This window comes from Alloscardovia venturai, assembly GCF_042676605.1.
In the GTDB taxonomy this organism is placed as follows: domain Bacteria; phylum Actinomycetota; class Actinomycetes; order Actinomycetales; family Bifidobacteriaceae; genus Alloscardovia; species Alloscardovia venturai.
Genome location: NZ_JBHTHQ010000021.1, coordinates 495,776 through 517,315, shown reverse-complemented (window position 1 = coordinate 517,315; position 21,540 = coordinate 495,776). Strand labels below are relative to the sequence as shown.

At 45.6% G+C, this 21,540-nt stretch carries 22 protein-coding genes and 1 pseudogene; 18 read left to right on the top strand and 5 right to left on the bottom strand.

Features of this window, described 5'->3' with window-relative positions; translation table 11 throughout:
* The 13 genes from ACFQY8_RS05680 (at position 1) to ACFQY8_RS05620 (ending at position 12,280) form a co-directional block, all read left to right on the top strand.
* The gene (locus ACFQY8_RS05680) at positions 1-813 is read left to right on the top strand and encodes a DUF1295 domain-containing protein (protein ID WP_377938921.1); all 813 of its coding nucleotides are present in this window, start codon (positions 1-3) and stop codon (positions 811-813) included.
* 46 nt (positions 814-859) lie between these two features.
* On the top strand, positions 860-1,375 hold the full coding sequence (locus ACFQY8_RS05675) for a pyridoxamine 5'-phosphate oxidase family protein (RefSeq protein WP_377938920.1): 516 nt from the start codon (positions 860-862) through the stop codon (positions 1,373-1,375).
* Entirely contained in the window at positions 1,365-1,865 is a 501-nt protein-coding gene (locus ACFQY8_RS05670; protein WP_377938919.1) for a hypothetical protein, read from the top strand. Before ACFQY8_RS05675 ends, ACFQY8_RS05670 begins: the two co-directional genes overlap by 11 nt.
* Before the next feature lie 80 nt (positions 1,866-1,945).
* Positions 1,946-2,758 carry an ABC transporter permease gene (locus ACFQY8_RS05665; RefSeq protein WP_377938918.1) on the top strand — a complete coding sequence of 271 codons (813 nt, stop codon included), beginning with the start codon at positions 1,946-1,948 and terminating at the stop codon, positions 2,756-2,758.
* Positions 2,759-2,891: 133 nt separating this feature from the next.
* The gene (locus ACFQY8_RS05660; RefSeq protein ID WP_377938917.1) at positions 2,892-4,127 is read left to right on the top strand and encodes an extracellular solute-binding protein; all 1,236 of its coding nucleotides are present in this window, start codon (positions 2,892-2,894) and stop codon (positions 4,125-4,127) included.
* 87 nt (positions 4,128-4,214) lie between these two features.
* Positions 4,215-5,549, top strand: coding sequence for a carbohydrate ABC transporter permease (locus tag ACFQY8_RS05655; RefSeq protein ID WP_377938916.1), 1,335 nt, complete (start codon positions 4,215-4,217; stop codon positions 5,547-5,549).
* A gap of 1 nt (position 5,550) precedes the next feature.
* Positions 5,551-6,465, top strand: coding sequence for a sugar ABC transporter permease (locus ACFQY8_RS05650; protein ID WP_377938915.1), 915 nt, complete (start codon positions 5,551-5,553; stop codon positions 6,463-6,465).
* Positions 6,466-6,601: 136 nt separating this feature from the next.
* A complete protein-coding gene (locus tag ACFQY8_RS05645) occupies positions 6,602-7,396 on the top strand; it encodes a lysophospholipid acyltransferase family protein (protein WP_377938914.1) in 795 nt (264 codons plus the stop codon).
* The gene (locus tag ACFQY8_RS05640) at positions 7,396-8,238 is read left to right on the top strand and encodes a glycosyltransferase (RefSeq protein ID WP_377938913.1); all 843 of its coding nucleotides are present in this window, start codon (positions 7,396-7,398) and stop codon (positions 8,236-8,238) included. The genes ACFQY8_RS05645 and ACFQY8_RS05640 overlap by 1 nt, the downstream gene beginning before the upstream one ends.
* A 14-nt stretch (positions 8,239-8,252) precedes the next feature.
* Positions 8,253-9,224 (top strand): glycosyltransferase family 8 protein, encoded by a 972-nt coding sequence (locus ACFQY8_RS05635; RefSeq protein WP_377938912.1) that lies wholly within the window; start codon positions 8,253-8,255, stop codon positions 9,222-9,224.
* A 24-nt stretch (positions 9,225-9,248) separates the two neighbouring features.
* Positions 9,249-10,118 carry a lysophospholipid acyltransferase family protein gene (locus tag ACFQY8_RS05630; protein ID WP_377938911.1) on the top strand — a complete coding sequence of 290 codons (870 nt, stop codon included), beginning with the start codon at positions 9,249-9,251 and terminating at the stop codon, positions 10,116-10,118.
* Between the two features lie 118 nt (positions 10,119-10,236).
* Complete coding sequence (locus tag ACFQY8_RS05625; RefSeq protein WP_377938910.1) at positions 10,237-11,616, top strand: MFS transporter; 1,380 nt, start codon at positions 10,237-10,239, stop codon at positions 11,614-11,616.
* Between the two features lie 13 nt (positions 11,617-11,629).
* Positions 11,630-12,280, top strand: a complete 651-nt coding sequence (locus tag ACFQY8_RS05620; RefSeq protein ID WP_377938909.1) for an NAD(P)H-binding protein — start codon at positions 11,630-11,632, stop codon at positions 12,278-12,280.
* 82 nt (positions 12,281-12,362) lie between these two features.
* Here the strand turns inward: ACFQY8_RS05620 and ACFQY8_RS05615 are convergent, their stop codons facing one another.
* The gene (locus ACFQY8_RS05615; RefSeq protein WP_377938908.1) at positions 12,363-12,758 is read right to left on the bottom strand and encodes a DUF1304 domain-containing protein; all 396 of its coding nucleotides are present in this window, start codon (positions 12,756-12,758) and stop codon (positions 12,363-12,365) included.
* Positions 12,759-12,787: 29 nt separating this feature from the next.
* On the opposite strand from ACFQY8_RS05615, the gene ACFQY8_RS05610 reads away from it, so the two are divergent.
* The 4 genes and pseudogenes from ACFQY8_RS05610 (at position 12,788) to ACFQY8_RS05595 (ending at position 17,664) form a co-directional block, all read left to right on the top strand.
* A complete protein-coding gene (locus ACFQY8_RS05610; protein ID WP_377938907.1) occupies positions 12,788-13,369 on the top strand; it encodes a GNAT family N-acetyltransferase in 582 nt (193 codons plus the stop codon).
* Positions 13,370-13,467: 98 nt separating this feature from the next.
* Complete coding sequence (locus ACFQY8_RS05605; RefSeq protein ID WP_377938906.1) at positions 13,468-16,506, top strand: SCO7613 C-terminal domain-containing membrane protein; 3,039 nt, start codon at positions 13,468-13,470, stop codon at positions 16,504-16,506.
* Positions 16,507-16,665: 159 nt separating this feature from the next.
* A pseudogene (locus ACFQY8_RS05600) lies at positions 16,666-17,028 on the top strand (DUF488 domain-containing protein); the annotation flags it as partial.
* The gene (locus tag ACFQY8_RS05595) at positions 17,026-17,664 is read left to right on the top strand and encodes a GNAT family N-acetyltransferase (protein ID WP_377939203.1); all 639 of its coding nucleotides are present in this window, start codon (positions 17,026-17,028) and stop codon (positions 17,662-17,664) included. The pseudogene ACFQY8_RS05600 and the gene ACFQY8_RS05595, both read left to right, overlap by 3 nt.
* Positions 17,665-17,751: 87 nt before the next feature.
* Here the strand turns inward: ACFQY8_RS05595 and murI are convergent, their stop codons facing one another.
* Together murI and ACFQY8_RS05585 are read right to left on the bottom strand one after the other, a co-directional pair.
* Positions 17,752-18,528: a glutamate racemase gene (gene murI, locus ACFQY8_RS05590; RefSeq protein WP_377938905.1), complete on the bottom strand. Its 777-nt coding sequence runs from the start codon at positions 18,526-18,528 to the stop codon at positions 17,752-17,754.
* A 73-nt stretch (positions 18,529-18,601) separates the two neighbouring features.
* Positions 18,602-19,441, bottom strand: coding sequence for a patatin-like phospholipase family protein (locus ACFQY8_RS05585; RefSeq protein WP_377938904.1), 840 nt, complete (start codon positions 19,439-19,441; stop codon positions 18,602-18,604).
* A 60-nt stretch (positions 19,442-19,501) separates the two neighbouring features.
* Here ACFQY8_RS05585 and dapF point away from each other — a divergent pair, with 60 nt between their 5' ends.
* A complete protein-coding gene (gene dapF / locus ACFQY8_RS05580) occupies positions 19,502-20,449 on the top strand; it encodes a diaminopimelate epimerase (RefSeq protein ID WP_377938903.1) in 948 nt (315 codons plus the stop codon).
* Between the two features lie 75 nt (positions 20,450-20,524).
* Here dapF and ACFQY8_RS05575 read toward each other — a convergent pair whose 3' ends face one another.
* A complete protein-coding gene (locus ACFQY8_RS05575; RefSeq protein ID WP_377939202.1) occupies positions 20,525-20,857 on the bottom strand; it encodes an MmcQ/YjbR family DNA-binding protein in 333 nt (110 codons plus the stop codon).
* Between the two features lie 60 nt (positions 20,858-20,917).
* Complete coding sequence (locus ACFQY8_RS05570; RefSeq protein WP_377938902.1) at positions 20,918-21,529, bottom strand: vitamin K epoxide reductase family protein; 612 nt, start codon at positions 21,527-21,529, stop codon at positions 20,918-20,920.
* Positions 21,530-21,540: the final 11 nt, after the last annotated feature.

Sequence of the window (21,540 nt, the reverse complement as noted above, 5' to 3'; positions counted from 1 at the left end):
ATGTGGATTTATTTTCTTGCTTGTTTCCTCATCTGCTTGGTTTGCACAGCGATTGGTTTCAAAAATTACATATGGTTTATGTCCATTGGCTACGGCATCGCTGTGGCAGGTGCCGCCGTCGGTATAGAAATTGTGGGGATTTGCCAGGGGGTGAATCCATCTCTACCGTTCTATATTCTCGACAAGTTGTTACTTCTACAGCTTTTTGTTTATGGTGTACGGTTGAGCACGTTTCTTAGTATTCGGGAAAGCGAATCCCGTAGCTATCGTTCAGCGCTCAAGGCGAATGCGCAATCGCATGTATCCGTCGCAGCAAAATTTGGCATATGGTGTGCAGTGAGTATCCTGTACGTGTTGCAAGTCAGCCCTGTAATGTTCCGTATAGCAAATCGTGTAGAAACGACTGCTGGAATGTTTTTTGGCATCGTTGGGTTTGTCATTAGTTTCGTAGGTTTTATGGTGGAAGCGACTGCAGATAACCAGAAGTCAGCAGCAAAGAAGAAAAATCCTCATGATTTTGTGTCGAGCGGTTTATTCAAATTTGTACGTTGCCCGAACTACTTGGGAGAAATTGTATTTTGGACTGGAATTTTTATCTCTGGTTGGGGCGCGTTAAATAACTGGTGGCAGTGGGTGTGTGCTCTACTCGGCTACGCCATGATTGTTGGTGTAATGGTCAGCGGAGCTCAGCGTCTGGAAAAACGACAGAACAAAAATTACGGAGATAGGATCGAGTATCAACAGTATGCGCAAAATACTCCGATGCTTATACCTCTCTTAAAGACACGCCATTCGTCCGTTCATACGAAGTAAACATAAAAGTAAGCGTTACATAAACAGTAAAGTAAAGAAGATTATCATGATGAATTCACAAGATTACGATAATGCCGTCGAGTACTGGCGTCAGCATGATAAAAACGCGCATAAAGCCGGTTTGGACGAAGTAAAGAAATTCATTGATGATTTCCTATCCAAGCATAACACATGCGTACTTTCTACGGCATCTGGAGATGACGTTCACGCTACTGTAGTGGAGTACACTTTCATGAATGGCTCTCTCTACATACTCAGTGAAGGCGGAGAAAAGTTCGGATATTTAAAAAAGAATAATCACGTGTCTGCGGCGGTCTATGATTCTTACACTCCTGGAAAGTTAGGAGCTGTCGTCATTGATGCTACGGCAGAAGTGGATAAAGATATCAACGACGATTACAAACGTTTGTTAGAGATAAAAAAGATTCCACTTGAAACTATCAAGTCATTAAATCATGCAATGTATCTCATCAAACTTGTTCCTCGCACTGCGCGAGTGATTTCCTCTACTTGGCGTGAAAAGGGATTTGATTCTCGAGAAGCGTACGTGTATGAGCGCTAAACGAGAGATACAACCACGCGGTTTTACAGTTGGTCTTGCGCTCGTAGACTTTTTGCCTGTCATTATATTCAGTATTATGTTCGCGATACTTGCATATCGCCTTCACTTAGTAGTCTTCACGATGGGTACAGTGCTTGTAGCGTTCGCGGGGCTGCTTAAAGCCACGTGGAAACTCATTGTGGCAATGACAGGGAAAAATATTGTTTGGATGAATCTGCAGATGCGCACTACTATGCCGTTGGGTTTTCTTCTTATTCTCAGCGAGATTATCGCTCAATCTGCAGTGTATAGAACGCTTAATATAGTGTTTGTTTTTGCTCATATTTCTCTTGCTTCATGGATATTTATTGTCCTGGGGTGTGTGGCGATGATTGCTATGAGCGTATTTGCGTTCACTCTCGACAAGAATGACACACAATCCAACTGGATAGAGCAAATTACGAATACATGTGGTCAACTCTGTTTCTTACTTGCAGTGATATGCGCTTAGCACATGTCGTAGTGAGATGAAGCGTAAACATGAAGCGCGTAAAACTAGGTGGTGCCAGGAGTGTGACATAATGGTGAACTATGGCTGTAGAGAAGCATTATGTACCGCAAATTCGTTCAGGAGCTATCAACGGTGAGAAGCGAGGAAAAACTCCCCGTGTCAAAGGATTGAGCACAAAGTCGTTAAAAATTTTTGTACTTATTTTAGCTTTCTTCTCTGTTGCAGCGACTACTATCTTCCCTCATTGGCTAGGGACTGAAAGCATGGCAGCCCTTACCATCAGTGTGCTTTCTGAGATTATTTCTTGGGGCGCATTGCCTCTTGCCGCATGGCTTATTGTACAGGGCTTTGAGAAAACGCGTAGTCGCTTTCGGTACACTGTATTGCTTGCGGGTTTGAGCCTTGTGACTCAGATTCCGTACTCGTTAGCGACGACGGGGCATGTCCTTGATTTCTCTTCTGTGAACTTTGCTTGTGCAGGATTTATTACTGTATGTGTTTTGAATGTCCTTGCACGTCTTGATTCCGCTCGAGCAGTGTATAAACTTACTACAGCATGGTATGCCGTCCTTACTGTACTGACGTGGGTTATTGGTGCAGTGTGGATGCTTATGATGCGTGTGGGTGTGCGCCAGAAGATTGCCCCACTAGGAGTGGTGTTCTTGGGGTTTGCCGCTATCTTCTATTATTTGAAAAATAAAGAGAATACTATGATGCTTTCTGCGGCTGTGCTCGGGGCGTTGTGCATGATAGCTCCGGGCATCACTGTGGTGGCTCTTCATTTTCGCAACGATGAGTTGGGGTATGACAAAAATAATTCTGTTGTAAAATATATGTTTTATCTTGCGTATCCCCTGATATTAATAGTGTGTGTCGCACTTGCGTTCGTGTAGTAGCCACGCTGATTTATGAAAACGTTGTCATTTTTTCCTAAATTGGTCTATAATGAAATTAATGAACATCGTGGCTAGGTGATGAAGCGGCTGTCGATGTTACATATAGAGACCAATTATGGGGAGGTCAGAGATGACAAAGTTTGGTTTTGGCAAGGCTGCTGTCGCGGCTACTGCTTCTCTCGCAATGCTCGTCGGTTTGGCAGCATGCGGTTCTAACGGTGCTGGTTCTTCTAATACTGTGCAGTTGACTGTATGGGCTGCATCAGAAGACCAAGCGAAGAATTCATCATGGTTGCAGACTGAGGAGAAGGCTTTTGAAAAGGCTCATCCTGAGTACAAGATTACATGGAAGAATAGCGTAGTTTCTTCTGCAGATGCTGCGACGACTGTAAAACAAGATCCATCTGCTGCAGCTGATGTCTATCAGTTCGCAAATGATCAGTTGGGTACGCTCGTTTCAGCACAAGCAATCGGTGAGCTTTCTGATGATGCAAAGGCGCAGGTTGCAAAGCAGAATGACCAGACCTTGGTTGATTCCGTCACTGCTTCCGATGGCAAAGAGTACGGCGTTCCATTGAATGCAAATACATGGTTTATGTATTACAATAAGTCCAAGTTCTCTGATGAAGATATCAAGTCTCTTGACACAATGCTGACGAAGGGCAAGGTATCCTTCAACTTGATGAATGGCTGGTATCTTCCAGCATTCTATGCAGGTGCCGGCATGACTATCTTCGGCGAAAAGGGCAATGATGCAAAAGCTGGCGTCAAGGGTGGCGACCATGCGGCAGAAGTAACTAAGTACTTGGTCAATCTTGCAAAGAATCCTAACTTTGTCAAGGACAATGATGAGGGTGCTGGTCTTGCAGCTTTGAAGAACGGTACAGCAGATGTGTTCTTCTCTGGTACATGGAATGCTGAAGATGCTAAGAAGGCTCTCGGCGACAATTATGCAGCTGCTCAGCTTCCATCCTTTACGACACAGTCTGGTACTTACCAGATGAAGTCCTTCGCTGGATCTACTGCAGTAGCGTACAATCCAAGCTCTAAGAGCCCTAAGATTGCAGCACAGTTTGCAGCATTCCTTGGTTCTACTCAGTCTCAGAAGGATCACTACACTATCCGCGGTGTTGTCCCTGCTGATAAGGAACTCAAGTCCCTCATTGCTGACAATCCAGCAGCAGTAGCACAGATGAATACCATTGCAAATACTTCTATCTTGCAGTCCACTCTCCCAGAGATGACCAACTTCTGGGATCCTGCAAAGAACTTCGGCACCGCATTGATGAACGGTGGCATCACTGAAGCTAATGCTCAGGCAAAGACTGAGGCTTGGATTGCACAAGCAAACAAGGCTAGCAAGTAAACTGTAAGGCCAACTTCAACTCTTGGACCCCACTTCCGCGCCTATCGTGGGGTGGGGTCTTAGAATTGATGTGATTTGGAGAAATCCATGGAAACTACGAAAAATATTGACTTCTGGACGAAGAGTGACGTTTTCACCCGACTTTCGTTCATCATCTTCGGCTTGGGAAATTTTGTCCGCAAACAATTCGTTAAGGGCCTGCTTTTCCTTGCTTCTGAAGTAGCGATTCTCGTTTACTTCTTCGGTACTGGCTGGCAGTACTTCACAAAGCTTAATACTCTTGGCACCGTCAAACAGGGTAAAGTCAAAGTAGATGGCTTCTGGGTATACACCGCAGGTGACAACTCTGTACTGATTTTGCTCTATGGTGTGATGTCTATCTTCGTTATCGTATTGTTTGTACTTTTGGCATACTTGAGCGCGAAGAGTTCATTTAGAGCGCAGACAGAGGTAGCTGCAGGGGAGAAGCCAAACACCATCATTCAAGACTGGCGTGAGATTTTCGATCAGCGTGCACACATCGGTTTGATGTTCCTTCCAGTGTTGGGCATCGTTGTCTTCACCATTTTGCCATTGATTTTCATGATTTCCATGGCATTTACCAGCTACGATCGCAACCATGTCGTTCTCTTTGACTGGGTGGGTTTGAAGAACTTTGGAGCGCTATTTAGCTCGACAGGTTCTGACGTTACAGCAAGTATGTTCGTCAGTGTCTTGATTTGGACCTTGGTATGGGCGTTCTTTGCGACTTTCTTGAACTTCTTCCTTGGCATGTTTATGGCGATGATTATCAACCGAAAGACGACTAAGTTTAAGGGATTCTGGCGCGCATGTTTCTCAATGTCGATTGCAGTTCCACAGTTCGTGTCTTTGCTCGTAATGCATTCTATGCTTCGTACCGATGGTGCGATTAACCGTTTGCTCATGAACTGGCATTGGATTTCTGGTCCACTGCCATTCCTGACAGACACGATGTGGGCGCGTGTGACGGTTATCATCATCAACCTCTGGGTTGGTATCCCTTACACCATTATGCAGATTACAGGTATCTTGCAGAATGTACCAGCAGAGTTATATGAAGCTGCAGAGATTGATGGTGCAAATTGGTGGCAGCGTTATATCAATGTGACTATCCCATATATCTTCTTCGTGATGACTCCATACCTCATTACAACGTTCACTGCAAATGTCAATAACTTCAATGTTATTTACCTGCTTTCTGGAGGAGATCCAACACCTGTCGGCGCATCCGCAGGTAAGACTGATTTGCTTATCACGTGGCTCTATAAGCTCACCGTTGATAAGTCTAACTACAACCTCGGTGCAGTCATCGGTATCATGACCTTCATCGTGCTCGCGGTAGTTTCATTGATTACGTACCGCAATTCTGGTTCTTATAAGAATGAGGAGCGTTTCAGGTAAAATGAGCAACACAAAAAATAAGGAGACTTCCATGGAAAGCTCCGAAAAGAAATACTCCATTTTCCGTAATCAGAAGTTCCGCCGCATCGCAGGTGATACTCTCACATATATCTTCTTGACGCTGATGGCTATAGTATGGCTCGCGCCAATCGTGTGGGTATTCTTGGAGAGTTTCAATGAGAATACGGCGCCATATCAGACGACGTTCTTCCCAACGAAGTACACGCTGCACAACTATGTTCAGCTCTTTACTGAGACCAACGTCATGAACTTCCCACGCATGTTCATCAACACCTTCATCATTGCGGTGTTCGTCTGCTTGATTTCCTTGTTCTTCGTACTTTCGGTGGCATTCTGCATGTCCCGTCTGCGTTTCAAGGGTCGTAAGACGTTTATGAACATTGCGCTGATTTTGGGCATGTTCCCATCCATTATGTCCGTCATTGCTATCTACTTCATTTTGAAGGCGTTCGGTATGACATCTGGCGCGATGGTTATTATTGCTCTGATTCTCGTTTACTCAGCAGGTTCGGGTGCAGGTTTCTACGTGATGAAGGGGTACATGGACACTATTCCTATGTCCCTCGATGAGGCTGCATATCTTGATGGTTGCTCGAAGTGGGAAGTTTTCACCAAGATTATCATCCCAATTTGCAAGCCTATGATTGTTTATCAGGCAATTACTGGCTTCCTGACTCCATGGCTCGACTTCGTCATGGCAAAGGCTATCGCTCGTACTCAGGACAACTTTACAGTTGCACTGGGCTTGTGGCAGATGCTCACGAAGGAGTATATCAATGACTGGTATGCACGTTTCGCGGCTGGTGCAGTGTGCGTGTCTATCCCAATAGCCATTCTGTTCATTGTCATGCAACGCTACTATCAGGAGTCTATGGCTGGCTCTGTGAAGGGCTAAGCTTAAGGCAGAGCTCGGAAAGAGTACGAGTAGTTTCCTTACCCTCAAGGCGGTACACACTACCATCTGTGTACCGCCTTTTGCTTTTCAGTTGTGTGCCACTGGTAACCTAGTGCGAGGGGAAACGGAGGTGACTATGACGAAACGTGCATACGCTGTTGATGAAACGACAGCTGATGTGGTAGGGCAGTCCTTTCGTGGCTACCGTATGCCAGATGATTATGTATGGTGCAAGCCGCAAAGTGTACTGCGCTCAACGGGGTATGCGATTGTCTATTTCATCTTTTTTGTTGTCTCTTTCGTATATGCGCATGTCAAGTTTGGTATACGGTTAAAAGGTCTTGCAAAGATGCGAGAAGTAAAGCGGGAAAATCAACCGTATTTTTTCTATGGCAACCATACTCAGCCTTTCGGCGACATAGCGACGACGATACTGATGAATTATCCTCATAAGATTTCAGCAGTAATGGCAGTGGGAAATATGGGAATTCCTATCATCGGAACGATTTTACAATTCTTTAATTTTTTGCCAGTGCCAAAGACAGCCGACCAACGTGTGAAGTTTAAGCAGGCGATGACAGAACTTGTTCAAGAGCGCAGGACATCTTTTGCGATTTATCCTGAAGCGCACGTGTGGCCATACTATACGCAAATTCGTGAATTTTCAGACACATCTTTCCGCTATCCAGTGCGGTTTAAAACGCCAAGTTTTTCTTTTACGACGACATATCAAAGGCGAAATAAATTCTGGAACTCATGGATTAAGCATCCTAAAATCACTGTGTATATCGATGGGCCATTCTATCCAGAAGATACAAGTGCGAGTGAGGAACTTCAAAAGAAGAGTCTCCATGATCAGATTAGTGCTGCTATGAAATATCGTGCGCAGATGTCAAACGTCGATTATGTCAAGTACGAGCAGGTGAAGTAATGAATATCATGTATTGCGGGGATAACGCCATGATGGATGGGCTCGTCATCTCACTGATGTCCATTACAGAGCATGTGAGCGAGCCATTAAATATTTACGTTCTGACTGCCACGATAAAGACTGCCCAAAAATCTTATGAACCCCTAAGCTACGAGCAAGCAATTTATCTTGATGAGCTAGTAAAAGGAGAAAACCCGGCTTCGAGTGTAGAGCTTGTAGATATAACCGATATTTTCAATGTGCATGTACCCATTGCGAATATGAATACTCGTTTCACTCCCAACTGCATGTTGCGTCTATATGCGGATTTAGTACCGCAGATACCAGATCGTGTACTGTATCTCGACACAGATGTAATCTGCCGAGAAAATTTCCGCGATATGTATTCCCAAGATCTTACTGGACATGAGTTGGCAGGCATTTTGGACTATTATGGCAGTTGGTTCTTCAAACGGAACTACTTGAAGCTGACTCGAGATTATTTGAATTCTGGCGTACTTCTTCTCAACATGAAGTATATCCGCGAAACAGGTTTATTTGCCCAATGCAGAATTCGCTGCCAAACAAAACAAATGTTCATGCCTGATCAGTCCGCATTGAATAAATTATGTGCGACAAAGCTTGTGCTCAAGCGCAGATACAATGAGCAGCGGCGGCTGCATAAAAATACTGTTTTCCAGCACTTTACAACGACCTTCCGCTTTTTCCCTACTGTACGTACAGTTACTGTAAAGCCATGGGATGTAGACCGTGTACACTCTGAACTCGGACTCCATGAGTATGATGAACTCTTGGAAAAGTATGAACAGTTGAGTCACGACTTGGAAGTTTTGAATAATTAGCGTGAAAGGAAATAATGACTACAGAAATACCTGTCTTTTATGCAATTGACGAATACTATGCTCCAATGTTTACTGTAGCATTGGCATCGCTTATTGCAAACGTTGATACATCTGGAGCGCATCATTACCATGTCACAGTTGTGTACAGTGGTTTAAAAGATGAGACAAAGAAAATCATTGCTGGCATGTCTACAAACGATGTCAAGGTTGAACTCTACCCGATGCGCGATGCGATGGTGGAGTTGGTAAGTTCAGAGACAAATACTCTTCCTACGCAAGATGCTGCTGAGCTGACGATGTATTTCCGTCTTTTCCTCCCTGATATGTTCCCACAGTACGATAGGGGAATTTATCTCGATGCGGATACTATAGTGAATACTGACATCGCGCAGTTCTATGAGCTTGACCTCGAGGGCAATATGCTCGGCGCAATTCACGATGGATTTATCGAAGCGGACCCTATCTTGACTCGGTATGCTGAGAAGGGGCATGGTTTCCCAGCGGCTCGATACTTCAACTCTGGTGTGCTCTTAATGGACTTTGCGCTTTTCCGCGAACTTGATTTCACGAATAACTTCTCGCGCTTGCTTAATACCTATCACGTCAAGCTCATTGCATCCGACCAAGACTACTTAAATGTTATGTGTGGTCAGCGTACAAAACTTTTGCCTGAAAAGTGGAACGTCATGTCAGGCGGGCTACTTGGGCGCGACTGGAGAAAGCTTAATCCGCTTATCATTCACTACAATCTCTTTGGCAAGCCATGGCATTATGAAGACGCTCCTATGGCTGAACTTTTCTGGAAGTACGCTCCACATTCTGCTTTCTATCAGCAACTTCGCGATACCGTTGAAAACTTTAATGGCGATATGGTAGCTGATGATGAGCGCAAGAAGCAGAAACTTATCGCCGGAGCTCAGAATTTCCCGGATAATGATGTGACTTTTGCAAAACTAGTAGAGCAAGGCGTTAAGGTCGCTCTGTAAAACGTATATACGAGGGGAATGCTCATGATTATCGGCGGCGATATGCGACCAGTAGTGGCAAACATGGAACGTAACTTCAAGAATGGCAATCTTAATGCCAAGTCGTTTGAAGGCGATCCTGTAGTGGAAAAAAAGAAGATGCTTCATATCGTTCGTGAGCATCTTGCATATCGCAATACTGCTGGCTACGCGTTTAAGAATTTTTGGGCACGTGCTCTCGTGCGTACTGCTTCTCGATATGTTATTAATCGTACTACGCAGTACGTTGGTTTGGAAAAGCTTGATGGTATCAAAGATACGGGAGCTTTCATTACGTCAAATCATTTCAACCAGCTGGAAAATACGGGTATTTTTGCTGCCATGCGTAAAGCTCACAAGAATACGTACGTTATCAGTCAAGATACAAATCTTGAGATGAAGGGGTGGATTGGCTTTATCCTAAAGTATTACGATACCATTCCTATCACCAAGGACCATGAGTATTTGAGCGTGGATTTGCCACGAGTGATGGATAAAATCTTGAACAAAGATAAGGATTGTATCCTCATTTATCCAGAAGCAGAGTTGTGGTTTAACTACCGCCGTCCGCGTCCGTTTAAGCACGGTGCATATGATTTTGCTGTCCAACATCATGTACCTGTAGTGTCATGTTTTACGGAGATTATCGATACCGGTGTGCCGGAAAAGCATCATGACCAGTTCAATCAAGTGAAGTATGTCGTGCACATTCTCGATGTCATTTATCCAGACGAGTCTCTTCCTCCACACGATGCGTCAGAAAAAATGCGTGAGACCGATTATGCACTGAAAGTTAAAGCATTTGAAAATATCTATCACCGTTCCATTGATGAACCGTTCGATGCTCACAAAGACATCGCAGGATGGCGTTTGTAAATTAATGCCACAAACTAAAATGTGATGAGTATGGCGTGTCGCTCTCTTTTTGCTCTGTGCTCGTAGATAGAGTAGTACGAGTAAGAAAGATACTCTGCATAGAGGGTAATGATGCGCGATGTCACAGTGGACAAGTAGCAATAAGTATGGAAAGTCTCTTTTCCAGCGTGTATTTGGCGGGTACGGGGAGCTTCTCTCGATAAAAGGTACTGCGCGTTACGCTATCGGTGCTGTTATCGCTTCTATGCCATTCCCGATGGTGGGTATGTGCATTACGATTTCTGTTCAGAATATTTATGGAAGCTACACGCTAGCTGGGACTCTGAGCGCTGTACAAGCCATTTCTTTAGCTATCCTTACACCGATTTTTGGCAAACTCATAGACCGATTTGGGCAAACTCGCGTATCTATTCCTATAGTGTGTGCATGGATTGTGGCGGCTGTGATACTCATGACCTGTATACAGTTGCGCACGCCTGAATGGATTTTATACTGTATCGTTCCCTTCATGGCATGTATACCGCCATGGGGTGCTATGAGCCGTGCTCGATGGACTTATCTGCTCAAGAACAGCGAGAAATCATCGGAAAAGATTAATCGGGCGATGGGATTCTCCTCGATACTCGATGAAGCGATGTGGATGATTGGCAATCCACTTTCATCTATTCTTGCAGTCATATCAGGTGTACTATCCTTCTCCGTGACAGGTATATGTGTCATCGTTGGTGCGGTACTTTTTCTCGGGGTCCGATCTGCTGAACCTCCAAACCAGTCAGATATGGCGCGCGAGCTGGGAGTAACGCGAAAAGAGTACCGAACACAGTTAGCAGCTAAAGCAGCTCAGCTTTCTGGACAAAATTCTGGACATAATTTATCTGATAGTCAGAGAGATGATGTGGAGAATAATTCCATTTTTAGTGTGGGATATATCGCTATTTGCGCGACATGGTTTGGCCTTGGGGCATTCCAAAGTGCCACGGGTATCTCCATCATTGCATTTGCAAAAGAGCAGCATGTTCAATCCTTTACCGGTTTCGTTTTTGCTTGTTTTTCCGCTTCCGCACTCGTGGGAGCCACCCTCTACGGTGCGAAGGATTGGCGTATTGCTTTGTGGAAGCGCTTCTACTTCTGCATCGTCGTGGTGGCACTGGGATTGAGCTCTTTTATATTTGCACATAATATTGGGGTTATCATGCTCACCTATCTCATCGTAGGGGTATGTCAGTCACCGATTTGGATTAATGGTAATCAGATTATCTTACATCTCGTTCCGCCTGCACGATTTACTGAAGCCGTAGCGATTATGGGAGCGATGAATTCAATTGGTGGATCCGTGGGAAACTCAATTGCTGGATATTTCATCGACCTCTATGGATCTCATGGTGGATTTATTACTGTGAGCGTACTGGCAGTACTTGCCGTTATTATTTCTTTAACTGGTATGAAACAAATTCGTGAGGCAACATTAAAACCGATGCTCACGAGTGTAGAAGTGTAAAAACAGGAGTGCTGTGAAGATTCTCGTAGTAGGAGCGAGTGGGCGTGTGGGAGCGTCCACGGTCAAGAAGCTGGAATTAGCAGGATATGATGTGATAGCTGGCGGGCATACTCGCGAGAGGGTAGAAGAACTTCGCTCTACTCATGTGCAGCCTGTCGTTGTAGATGTGACACGGTCGACGGATGAACTTGCAGCTGTCCTCACGAGTACGAAACCTGATGCTGTTATTTTTACGGCAGGTTCTCGTGGGAAAAATCTTCTTCAAGTTGATGCGTTTGGTGCGGTAAAAATGATGCAGGCGTGCGAAGATACAGGCATTAAACGATTCGTAATGCTGTCTACTGTAGGGTCATTAGATCCTGATTTGTGGGATAAGCCAGGATTTGCACAGCTAAAGGATTATATGACGGCGAAGTGGTTTGCCGATCAATATTTAATAACATGTACCTCACTCGATTTTACTATTCTTCAGCCGGTAACTCTCAGTGAAGAGCCAGAGGCTGGTTTAGTGCAACTGGGAACATACGATTTTGCGCGACCAAATTCTGTTCATGATGTTGCAGCTGTTCTTGCAAACCTTGTAGAGGCACATAACGTGAGCCATCAAATAATCGTGATGAGTGGTGGAGATATTCCTGTAAAAGATGCAGTCGAAGCTCTATAAGAGTGACTAAATGGCATATGTGCTCCGAACGAGACGAGTTCGAAGCACATATGTAAGTTATGTAAGTGATAATGGAATTAAGTTAAAGTGTCAGCCCGATAATAATGAAAAGAAGACCAAGCAATGGAAGAGTGCCCTGCTTCATTGCTGCCGATTTGAAAGAGGAGTCTTTAGCCACAAGTCCAATGGCTGCGCACAGCATAGAAGCCGTCGCTGCAATCATGAGAGTTACACCGATAGTTTTCATACCGACAAGTGCTATGATAACTCCGGCTATTGCTTCGACAGCAAGGAATCCATTATAAAGACCTTGGTTATATGCATAGAAGGTGAAAGGACGAGCTTCCTCAGCGCTACCGCCAAATGTTTTACGTGCGAGCGGACCTTCCCATGCGAACATTTCCATATATGCGATGAGGAAGTGAAGCAAACCTGCAAGTGCGGCAAAGATAATGCCGATAATGAGTGTAACATTCATATCGTCATTCTACCTGCTAGTATGGCACCATGGAAGAATATGCTACAGATGCATCGCTAACTTTTCGTGTTGCAGATATGAACAGTGAACACGACTATCGCACTTTTCTTGATGGAGTTCAGCCTGCGTTTGATGCTGCAGTGAGAGATAAATATGGCGAGGAATTTGGTGCTCATAGCGAACATGGTGAGTCGGTGATGCCTGAGAGCGATGTTCGTGAATCGTGGGGTAAGCAAGGTGCTCAGGCTTTCTTTGCATCGCGTAATGGGTGTGTCGTTGGCGGAGCGATCGCCGCTCCAGAAAAGGGTGATACTCCTGAAAATATGGAGTTAGAGATTCTTTATGTGGACGTGAAAGCGCACGGTCAGGGTATCGGTTCTGGGCTTTGGGAGTACGTGAGCGCTCAGTACCCTTCAGCACAAAAATGGACACTGTATACTCCTTACTTTGAAGTGCGCAATATTCATTTTTATGTGAATAAACTTGGGTTCGTAATTACTGAATTTTTCAATGAAAAGCATCCTATGAGTGACGGTGCTGTGGAAACTTTTCCTAGCGGTGAGCTCTTCTTCAAATTTGAAAAAGATATGCAGACCGCAGGGCAGAGGTGAAAGGGGAAAGGATTATGACGGTGGAAGCGCACTATACGTGGCCCAAATCTTTGTCTCTTCTCAGGGATACGGAGCTATTTCCAGATACGTTTGAACGCATGGCTGACAGTACGATTAGTTCGTTAGGTTTTGATACGAAGAACCATCAAGCGCTGCGTGTGCGAGAGCTGAATGCGCGCATTGCTGCATTGATGGAGCAGCGTGCTGTGTATCTGTACCAATTATTCGAAAAGTTTCATCCAGGTGAGCCTGTACCTAAGTTTGTATGGCCGACGCGCGTCGAAAATCTCACTGATACCACGCTCGAGCCGGATAGTTTCAAAGCAATCCATGACGTTCAGTGCACGACTTTTGGCTTAGATCTGACAGACTCATTAGCATTTAAGATTAATGATGTATCTCACATTGTTGTCAAGCTGTGGTCAGAACGCAATGCTGTGATAAATAGTGTAATTTCGCAGACAGCACAGCTCGAGGTGCATGGAGCACAGTCGATTTCACAACCTTTGGAGTCGTTGTATACCTACTCGAGCGAGAACATCTACGAAAGTGTCGTGACTACTTCTTATGAAAGCACTGCTTCAGTTTCCCAGTCAGTCACTACGCCGCAGGTACAGTCCGCTCAGCACGCGTATGCGCAATCAAATCCAGTGCACGTAGATGCGCAACCTGCTATGCAGCAGCCAATGCAAGTCGCTACTGCTATAACGTCTCCAATGCCTGCTATGTCTATGGCTCAGACAGGCATGGCAAGCAGCGCTGCTATGTCAACACAACCGGATGCAGTACGTTCTTCACGCGGTCACATGACTACGCAGAATATCATGCTAGGCGTCGGCGTCGGTCTTGTGGTTCTTTCTGCCATAGCCTTCTTGTCTGTAGCATTTATGTACATGGGGAACGGTGCGCGTGCATTGACAATAGGGATTTTTGGTGTACTCGCACTCGTTGTGGCATATCTGCTGCGTAAACGTTTGCACGCGACTGCCGAAGGTATGAACATCCTCGGATTCGGTATCTTTATCGTGGATGTCATCTTCATGTCAGTTACTAACGTCATCCCTCAGTATCGAGGCGCTATGTTCGCTGCACTTCCATTAGCACTCATCGCTGCTGTAGGATGGGGCATGAGCACTGTCACTCGGCAGCAGGACAACGCATCGCAACTAAAGTCAAGCATGTGGATATCCACCATTCTCGTTCTACCGACACTATTCTTTATGCCATTTATCATGCCGCATAAGAGCAATGAGATTCCTATATATGTCGGTTTTCTTCTTGTGTCTTTGCTGATGGGGACCGGCATTTATAAGCGAGGAAATAAGCTGACATATGCGCAGTATGTGTGGATTGCGGGATCTTTCGTGAGCGTGGTTGTGTTGATGATTCCATCCGTTGGCTACAGTATCCCTGGCTTTGCTGCAGCGGCATTTATCACGCCGATTGTTATCGCAGTCGTATGGGGTGCATCTATCATATCGCTTCGTCGTCTGGAAGAAGATTTAAGCGCTCTCACCAACGGGGGCAGTCTGTCAGTGATGTATGCGATGGACGCTGTAGCTGCACTTACTGTATTTCTACCTATTAGTTCACGTGTCGATTCTCATGGCTATATGCAGCCGATGGATATATACATATTGATTGGTGTCGTCGCGGCATTTATCGCTTGGAGCTGTGGACGCAAGCTATCCCAACATTTCGTAGTCCACCATGCACAAGTTTTTGGTGCAGTAGTCATAGGTATAGAAACGATGAGCGCATTAATACGTGCTGCATTGTATGTGCCGAATATATCTGCACCAGCATATACATATCAGATGAAGGCTCTGTGGGTTGCTCTGCTCATAGAATTTATCGCGGTGCTATGGGTTGGAATGCGTCTTCTTGGCGTGAAGTATACGGAACATGGGGCTCTCATTTTCGCCGTAGCGGCTATTTATCTTGCAGCATCAGGCAATTTCACTATTGCATATGGCATCACTAACCTTGTGATAGCGACTGCACTTATCGCTATCATGTGGTTCACACGTCGTCAGTATGCAGCTTTCCTTAGTAGCGAAAAACACGAATACAGTTATGCTTCAATGCTTATCACAATTCGTGCTATTGCGTGGGTGAGCATTGTGCTTGGAATTGCACATGTCAGCATTACGGATACGACATCACTCTATCGTGCGATAGTCGCAGTTCTGCTCATAGTGCTTCTCATTGCAACTCGAATTGGTACGTCGCAGGGAGCTAGCGTCACATGGGCGGTTGTTCTAGATGCTTTAGGTACCGTTATGCTTTCTGCGCTGGCATTTAACCTCGATAGTATCCTCGTCGATCATGTCCCTGATGCCACGGTTATCGTATTTACGCTCGTATATGCAACAATTATGGCTCTTGGACCGGGGAAAGAAACTTATCCTCACGTGCAGATACCAACACATCCTATGAAACCAACCTTCCATCCGCTCGGTGCGATGGTTATTCTCGAAATTGCAACGGTTATTCTAGGACTCACTTTCGCGGCAGGATCTATGAAGTTTGTCGGACTCATCCTCTTTATCGGCATCTCGTTAGCAGCTATAGCTTATTGGTGTGTCGGCAGAGTAAATCTTGAGAGTGCTCAGATGTCGCATCGTTCGCTCATCGGCTACCTTGCCGTAGGCAACGTTATCTTCCTTGCTCTTGCGGCATGGATTGAACAGGTAGAGCCAGTTAATATGCCTGATGTGTTTAGTCTCGTTGCTGGCGTTGTGCTCTTCATATGCGCTGTGATGTATCTCAAGCACAAACCACAGTTGCGCAGCGCACGTACAATGTGGCCAGCGCTAACAGTGGGGCTTGTGCCAAGCTTTATCATAAGTATGACAGGAACGTATAGTTGGCAGAATGCCCGCGATGTTGTCCTTGTCATCGTACTTATCGGTTTGCTTGTGTATGGCGCGGTGTGTGCTTTGAAAGCGCCACTTCTGACCGGTGCTATTGGTTTGTTTGTCTATGCGTTGATTCGTACATGGGTCATTGTCGCAGCGGTGGCAAGTCAATATTGGTTTATCACCCTTTTCGTAGCGGGAGCAGGATTGATTCTTCTTGCTGCTTTCTTTGAGTCGATTAAAAATTGGGCAGTGAAGCTATGGCAAATGCGTTAAAAATACACTAAAACGCGCTTTAATAATATTTGCTAACGTGTTTGTGTCACTGTTATTTATACGTATCACATGCGAGATGGCGTGATAAAACGTGACAGGTAAGAAGGCGACGAGTGGAATCTTGTCGCTTTCGTCGTACCTGCGTGTCATTGTGGAACCATGAGTGTCGAGATTACCTTGAAAAGAGCATACGTTCCAGCAAATCCTCAAGTAGACGGCTATCGCATGCTTGTGGATAGACTCTGGCCGCGTGGTATCTCTAAAGTTAAGGCTCAACTTGATGAATGGGATAAAGATATAGCGCCTAGTCCTGAGTTGCGCAAGTGGTGGAATCACGATCCTGAACGGTACGGAGAATTCGCGGATCGATATCGTGAGGAGCTCGATGATAATCCTGCTGTGCAACATGTGCTCAACCTCATGAAAGACCACGATAACGACCGTATTACGCTCGTTTATGGTGCTAAAGATCCTGTGAATAACCATGCTCATATATTGCGCAACTACCTCTTAGAGCTTATGGCTCCTGAGCATGAAACAGTGATAAATCATCAGGGGCGTGAAATTGCAATTATCCCTGCACAGTCATCTCACCATAAGAGCTCACAAGATATACCTCAACTTACGGGTTTCACCATGCGTCAAGCAAACGTAGATGATATACAGACTATGCAGTGGATTGCTTCTGTAACCTTTGAAGATACATTCGCAGGCACTGCTGCTCAGAGGGACATGGATGATTTCGTAGCACAAGCTTTTAGTCGAGAAGCGCTCTTACGCGAGTTGGAGAATGCGAAGATGCACCATTTCTTTCTTATCAATGATGAGAGCGACGAGGTGGCGGCTCTACTCAAATTCAATGATTCTGGAGCACAAACTGAAGAGGGAGAAAATATCCCTTCGCATTCCTTAGAAATTCAGCGTCTCTATGTGATGACTGCGTATAAGGGACATAAACTCGGTAGCTATCTTATGAATTATGCGTTGGAGTATGGCAAACGTCATGGATATGAGCAGTGCTGGCTCGGCGTGTGGGAATACAATTATGCCGCGCAAGAATTCTATAAGAATTGGGGATTCGAACGTTTCAGTGAACACAGCTTTATGGTCGGTGAGGATAATCAAACTGATTTCCTCTTTAAACGCGCTATACGGTAAAGAGGAAATACTTCACGCCTTACGTTGCGAAGTGTCGCTCTACGGAGTGCGGCAATGCGCGCACTCCGCTCTGCACGTTGAGAACGCTTAACGTTCGACAAATTCCTCAGACAGCGCCATGAGACGAGAATCTGGCGAGGAGTTTTCTAGTGCGATAGTGCCGAGTCGTGTACGTTGAGAGAGCGCATCACGATTGCGAAGAATTTCATGCAGGTGGCGCGCGGTTCCATCATTACCGTCTACGATAGCGACATGTGATGGGACAAAGGCCTTGAAATACTCTCGATAATAGGTGAAATGAGTGCAGCCGAGCACAATGGAGTTGATGGATGAGAGATCAAAATCATCTAAGTACTCGTGCAATGTCTCATACACAAGAGCGGAATCATGCAACTGCCCATTTTCCACTATCTCCACGAGTCGAGGAGTAGGTAGTTTTTCAATAGTATGTATGCTTTCGAAACGCTTCATGAGTGCTGCAAATTTCTTTTCGCGCAAAGTAAGCGGAGTTGCAGTGACAAGCACATGTTGAGGCTTACCATCGCCCAAATCACATGCGAGTTTCAGAGCTGGCTCCATGCCAATGATAGGCACGTTATAGCGCTGGCGTAGAGCTGATGCAGCAGCGCTCGTGGCAGTATTACAAGCGATGACGATTGCCTTTACTCCCCGCTCAACGAGATGATTTGCCACAGCGAAACTAAGACGTTGCACGTCCGTAGTGGAGCGGGTACCGTAGGGTGCGTGTGCAGAGTCGCCAAAGAAGAGGATGTCTTCATGAGGAAGTTCCTTGTGAATTTGATTGACTACTGAAATACCACCCAGTCCAGAGTCAAAAACGCCAATTGCTGCATCGTTCGCCATGAATAAACCTGCTTTTATGTGATAAATGCTTACTGTCTGTTACTCATCATTCGTTACTATTTATTGTGTATTATTATGCAAGAAATTGAGCGATACTATCCGTTTTGTCAAAACCATTGTGATACATATCTATCAAGCCTTGTCGTGTCTTTGAGAGCGTAGACAAGCCGAAAGTATCATCGGGAGCTATGATGAGCAGTTTGCCTTGCGCCGCATATTTTTCTGCTACTGCCATCTCATCATTGTATGTTTGGGCTCGGTCGCGCAAAGATTGGGCTGCAAACGGATACTTGCGTTGAATAACGCGTGCAGGTGCGACATCTTTTTTGGGATCACGCACAAAGTCACGTGGATGAGTCACGATGAGTACGACCTTGTCGCAGCCATCATCAAACGCGCGCTGCACAGGAATTGGGTCGGCAAGTCCGCCATCAAAGTAAGGTACCTTATCAATGACTACGGGGCGGTTTGCTACAGGAACGCATGACGATGCCATGATAGGGGAGTAATCATCTTTGTGTAAATCACTTTTGTCAAAGTAGCGTGGCTCGCCAGTGATGGCATTAGTTGCCACGATGGTAAATGTCGCAGGGTTGGTCATCATTGCATCGAAGTCGAGCGGGTACTCACCGTTACTATTAGAGAGCGTACCGTACGCATAGTCAAGTCCTACAAAATTATGTGTACGCACGAGGTTACGCATAGAGGCGTAACGATGGCGGAAAGCATACTCAACGTAGAAACGGTAATTACGCTTATACTGGCCAGAAAGAAATGAGGAGATGTTTCCGCTACCCGCAGAAATTCCATAGCATCGGTCGAAAGATATTTCATCATGAAGCAAACCATCGAGCACACCTGCACCAAAAATGTCGCGATATCCGCCACCTACGTCAATAATTCCTGTAACCATAATTGTTTAGTGTAGTTCGCTGTCTGTATGATGGGCGACATTCCACGCTAAGATAAATGTATGACATATCCAAGCACTGTTATCAAAGGTCATGGCACAGGTAACGATTTCGTTCTTTATCTCGATGAAGCTGGGAAATATGAGCCAGATGAGGAAGAGATACGTTTCTTATGCAATCGTCATTTTGGAATTGGAGCGGATGGACTTATACGCTTAACAAAGCCAGAGTTTGTTTCCGATCTCGACGATGAAGCTGTAACAGACCTTTACAATGCTGGCGCGCTTTGGTTCATGGACTATCGCAATGCTGATGGTTCTCTCGCTGAGATGTGTGGCAATGGTACTCGTGTAACCGCCGCGCTCGCGATACGCTATGGGCTTGCGACTGTTACGAAGGATGAACCGTTTATGCTTGGGACACGTGCAGGAGTAAAAGTACTTACGCGACTTGGACAAGTTGAGGGCTTAGGCAAAGACGTCTTCACCATCGATATGGGGCCGTGGAAGATGGGAGAGCAGGGCGAATTTCTTGTATCTATCCCTGGAGCAGAGGGGAGCTGTCGCGGAACTTTTGTCGATATGGGCAATCCTCATGTAGTCAGTGTCGTTAAAGAACCGGTAGAGTTTGCTTTCGACGGCTATGGCATGAGCATGTCTATCGAAATTAACGATATGCCTGATATAGAAGAGCTTGATTTAACGCGTACGCCAGTTGTAGAGCCAGTATTATCAGCTGGTCAGAACGCTGAATTTGTGCGGATAGATTCTATAGATACACATGCGGATGCTGGATATGCAACTATGCGTGTCAATGAACGTGGCGCAGGCGAGACATTGTCATGTGGCACAGGACTGTGCGCTGCGGGCGTAGTACTTCGAGCACGCACGGGAATTAACAATTGGACTATTACTGTGCCAGGAGGTACTCTCACTGTCAGCGTACTACCTGACCGCGTGTACTTAACTGGTGATGCGCGGCTTGTCGCGCAAGTGAAACTTTGGAGCTAGGCAGCTAGATGGCTAGCCGACAGTAGCACAAGCATTCGTGCATACTGCTTATATATGGTGCATGAAAGAGTTTTGTTACTCCGTTAAATCGTGACTTGTTTTGATAAGTTCTTCAAGAGTCTCGTCTGGCACGGTTCCATTGAGCAGAACGGTAACCCAGTGCGTTTTATTCATATGATAGGCAGGTAAAAACCCCGGCTGATCTTTGAAAAATTCAACATCTCTAGGATCAAGTTTGATATTAATGGCATCGATGAGTTTCTCCCTATCGTCGGACACGCCGAGCGTGTACTCTGATGCGGCCATGATGAGACCAAACCATTTCTTCCCATGCTCGTGACGAATAATGAAGAATGCAGGATACTTGTGCCACGGATTTTCTATGCGTGCATGATAGAAATCGCGCAGATATTTTTTTGAGAGTCTCAGCTGTGTACATGGTGGAACCTTTGTGCTATTGCCACTGTGCTACGCAAAAAGTGTCGTTCCGTATTTGAATACGATAATCGCAGCGATTACAACGAAAATGATGAGGTCGACGAGTAAATCAAGATTGAGATGATAGTAGGTAAAGAGTCCGCTCGTTTTGCGGGGGAGTTTCTGGATGGCGTACGTGGCATGACTGAGAGCCATAAATTGAAACCACGTAGATACGAGCAGGAGCATACACCACGGGCACAGAGCCTCAATAACAAAGGCTGACTGCGTGAAAAGCCACGTAGCATAGATGACAGCTACTGCGCCCCCACACCATGTAGCAGCCGCAAACCATCGAGGAACAATAACGTGCGATAAACCGATGACAGCAACGGTCACGAAAACTGACTCAGCTGCGATGCCGAAGAAGGCATTAGGAAAGCTCAATCCGGCAAACTTAATGATTTCTGCTTGCCATGAGTGCGCCACATCAGAGCAGGAAATGACAGCGTTGACATCGCATCCCAGCGAGCCGTGAGGATTACGAGCAAGTTGGAGCGTTTCAGCACTCAATATAAAAGATACATAGAGTGCTACAACAGAAGCTACAAGCACGATGAGATATGTCCATGTAGCGCTATGACGCCACCCCTTGAGTTCCATGATTTACCTTT

What these genes read in the sequence shown, in the direction of transcription:
- ACFQY8_RS05680 (WP_377938921.1), top strand. Translation starts at nt 1, where the DNA reads ATGTGGATTTATTTTCTTGCTTGTTTCCTCATCTGCTTGGTTTGCACA.
- ACFQY8_RS05675 (WP_377938920.1), top strand. Translation starts at nt 860, where the DNA reads ATGATGAATTCACAAGATTACGATAATGCCGTCGAGTACTGGCGTCAG.
- ACFQY8_RS05670 (WP_377938919.1), top strand. Translation starts at nt 1,365, where the DNA reads ATGAGCGCTAAACGAGAGATACAACCACGCGGTTTTACAGTTGGTCTT.
- ACFQY8_RS05665 (WP_377938918.1), top strand. Translation starts at nt 1,946, where the DNA reads ATGGCTGTAGAGAAGCATTATGTACCGCAAATTCGTTCAGGAGCTATC.
- ACFQY8_RS05660 (WP_377938917.1), top strand. Translation starts at nt 2,892, where the DNA reads ATGACAAAGTTTGGTTTTGGCAAGGCTGCTGTCGCGGCTACTGCTTCT.
- ACFQY8_RS05655 (WP_377938916.1), top strand. Translation starts at nt 4,215, where the DNA reads ATGGAAACTACGAAAAATATTGACTTCTGGACGAAGAGTGACGTTTTC.
- ACFQY8_RS05650 (WP_377938915.1), top strand. Translation starts at nt 5,551, where the DNA reads ATGAGCAACACAAAAAATAAGGAGACTTCCATGGAAAGCTCCGAAAAG.
- ACFQY8_RS05645 (WP_377938914.1), top strand. Translation starts at nt 6,602, where the DNA reads ATGACGAAACGTGCATACGCTGTTGATGAAACGACAGCTGATGTGGTA.
- ACFQY8_RS05640 (WP_377938913.1), top strand. Translation starts at nt 7,396, where the DNA reads ATGAATATCATGTATTGCGGGGATAACGCCATGATGGATGGGCTCGTC.
- ACFQY8_RS05635 (WP_377938912.1), top strand. Translation starts at nt 8,253, where the DNA reads ATGACTACAGAAATACCTGTCTTTTATGCAATTGACGAATACTATGCT.
- ACFQY8_RS05630 (WP_377938911.1), top strand. Translation starts at nt 9,249, where the DNA reads ATGATTATCGGCGGCGATATGCGACCAGTAGTGGCAAACATGGAACGT.
- ACFQY8_RS05625 (WP_377938910.1), top strand. Translation starts at nt 10,237, where the DNA reads ATGTCACAGTGGACAAGTAGCAATAAGTATGGAAAGTCTCTTTTCCAG.
- ACFQY8_RS05615 (WP_377938908.1), bottom strand. Translation starts at nt 12,758, where the DNA reads ATGAATGTTACACTCATTATCGGCATTATCTTTGCCGCACTTGCAGGT.
- ACFQY8_RS05610 (WP_377938907.1), top strand. Translation starts at nt 12,788, where the DNA reads ATGGAAGAATATGCTACAGATGCATCGCTAACTTTTCGTGTTGCAGAT.
- ACFQY8_RS05605 (WP_377938906.1), top strand. Translation starts at nt 13,468, where the DNA reads ATGGCTGACAGTACGATTAGTTCGTTAGGTTTTGATACGAAGAACCAT.
- ACFQY8_RS05595 (WP_377939203.1), top strand. Translation starts at nt 17,026, where the DNA reads ATGGCTCCTGAGCATGAAACAGTGATAAATCATCAGGGGCGTGAAATT.
- murI (WP_377938905.1), bottom strand. Translation starts at nt 18,528, where the DNA reads ATGGCGAACGATGCAGCAATTGGCGTTTTTGACTCTGGACTGGGTGGT.
- ACFQY8_RS05585 (WP_377938904.1), bottom strand. Translation starts at nt 19,441, where the DNA reads ATGGTTACAGGAATTATTGACGTAGGTGGCGGATATCGCGACATTTTT.
- dapF (WP_377938903.1), top strand. Translation starts at nt 19,502, where the DNA reads ATGACATATCCAAGCACTGTTATCAAAGGTCATGGCACAGGTAACGAT.
- ACFQY8_RS05570 (WP_377938902.1), bottom strand. Translation starts at nt 21,529, where the DNA reads ATGGAACTCAAGGGGTGGCGTCATAGCGCTACATGGACATATCTCATC.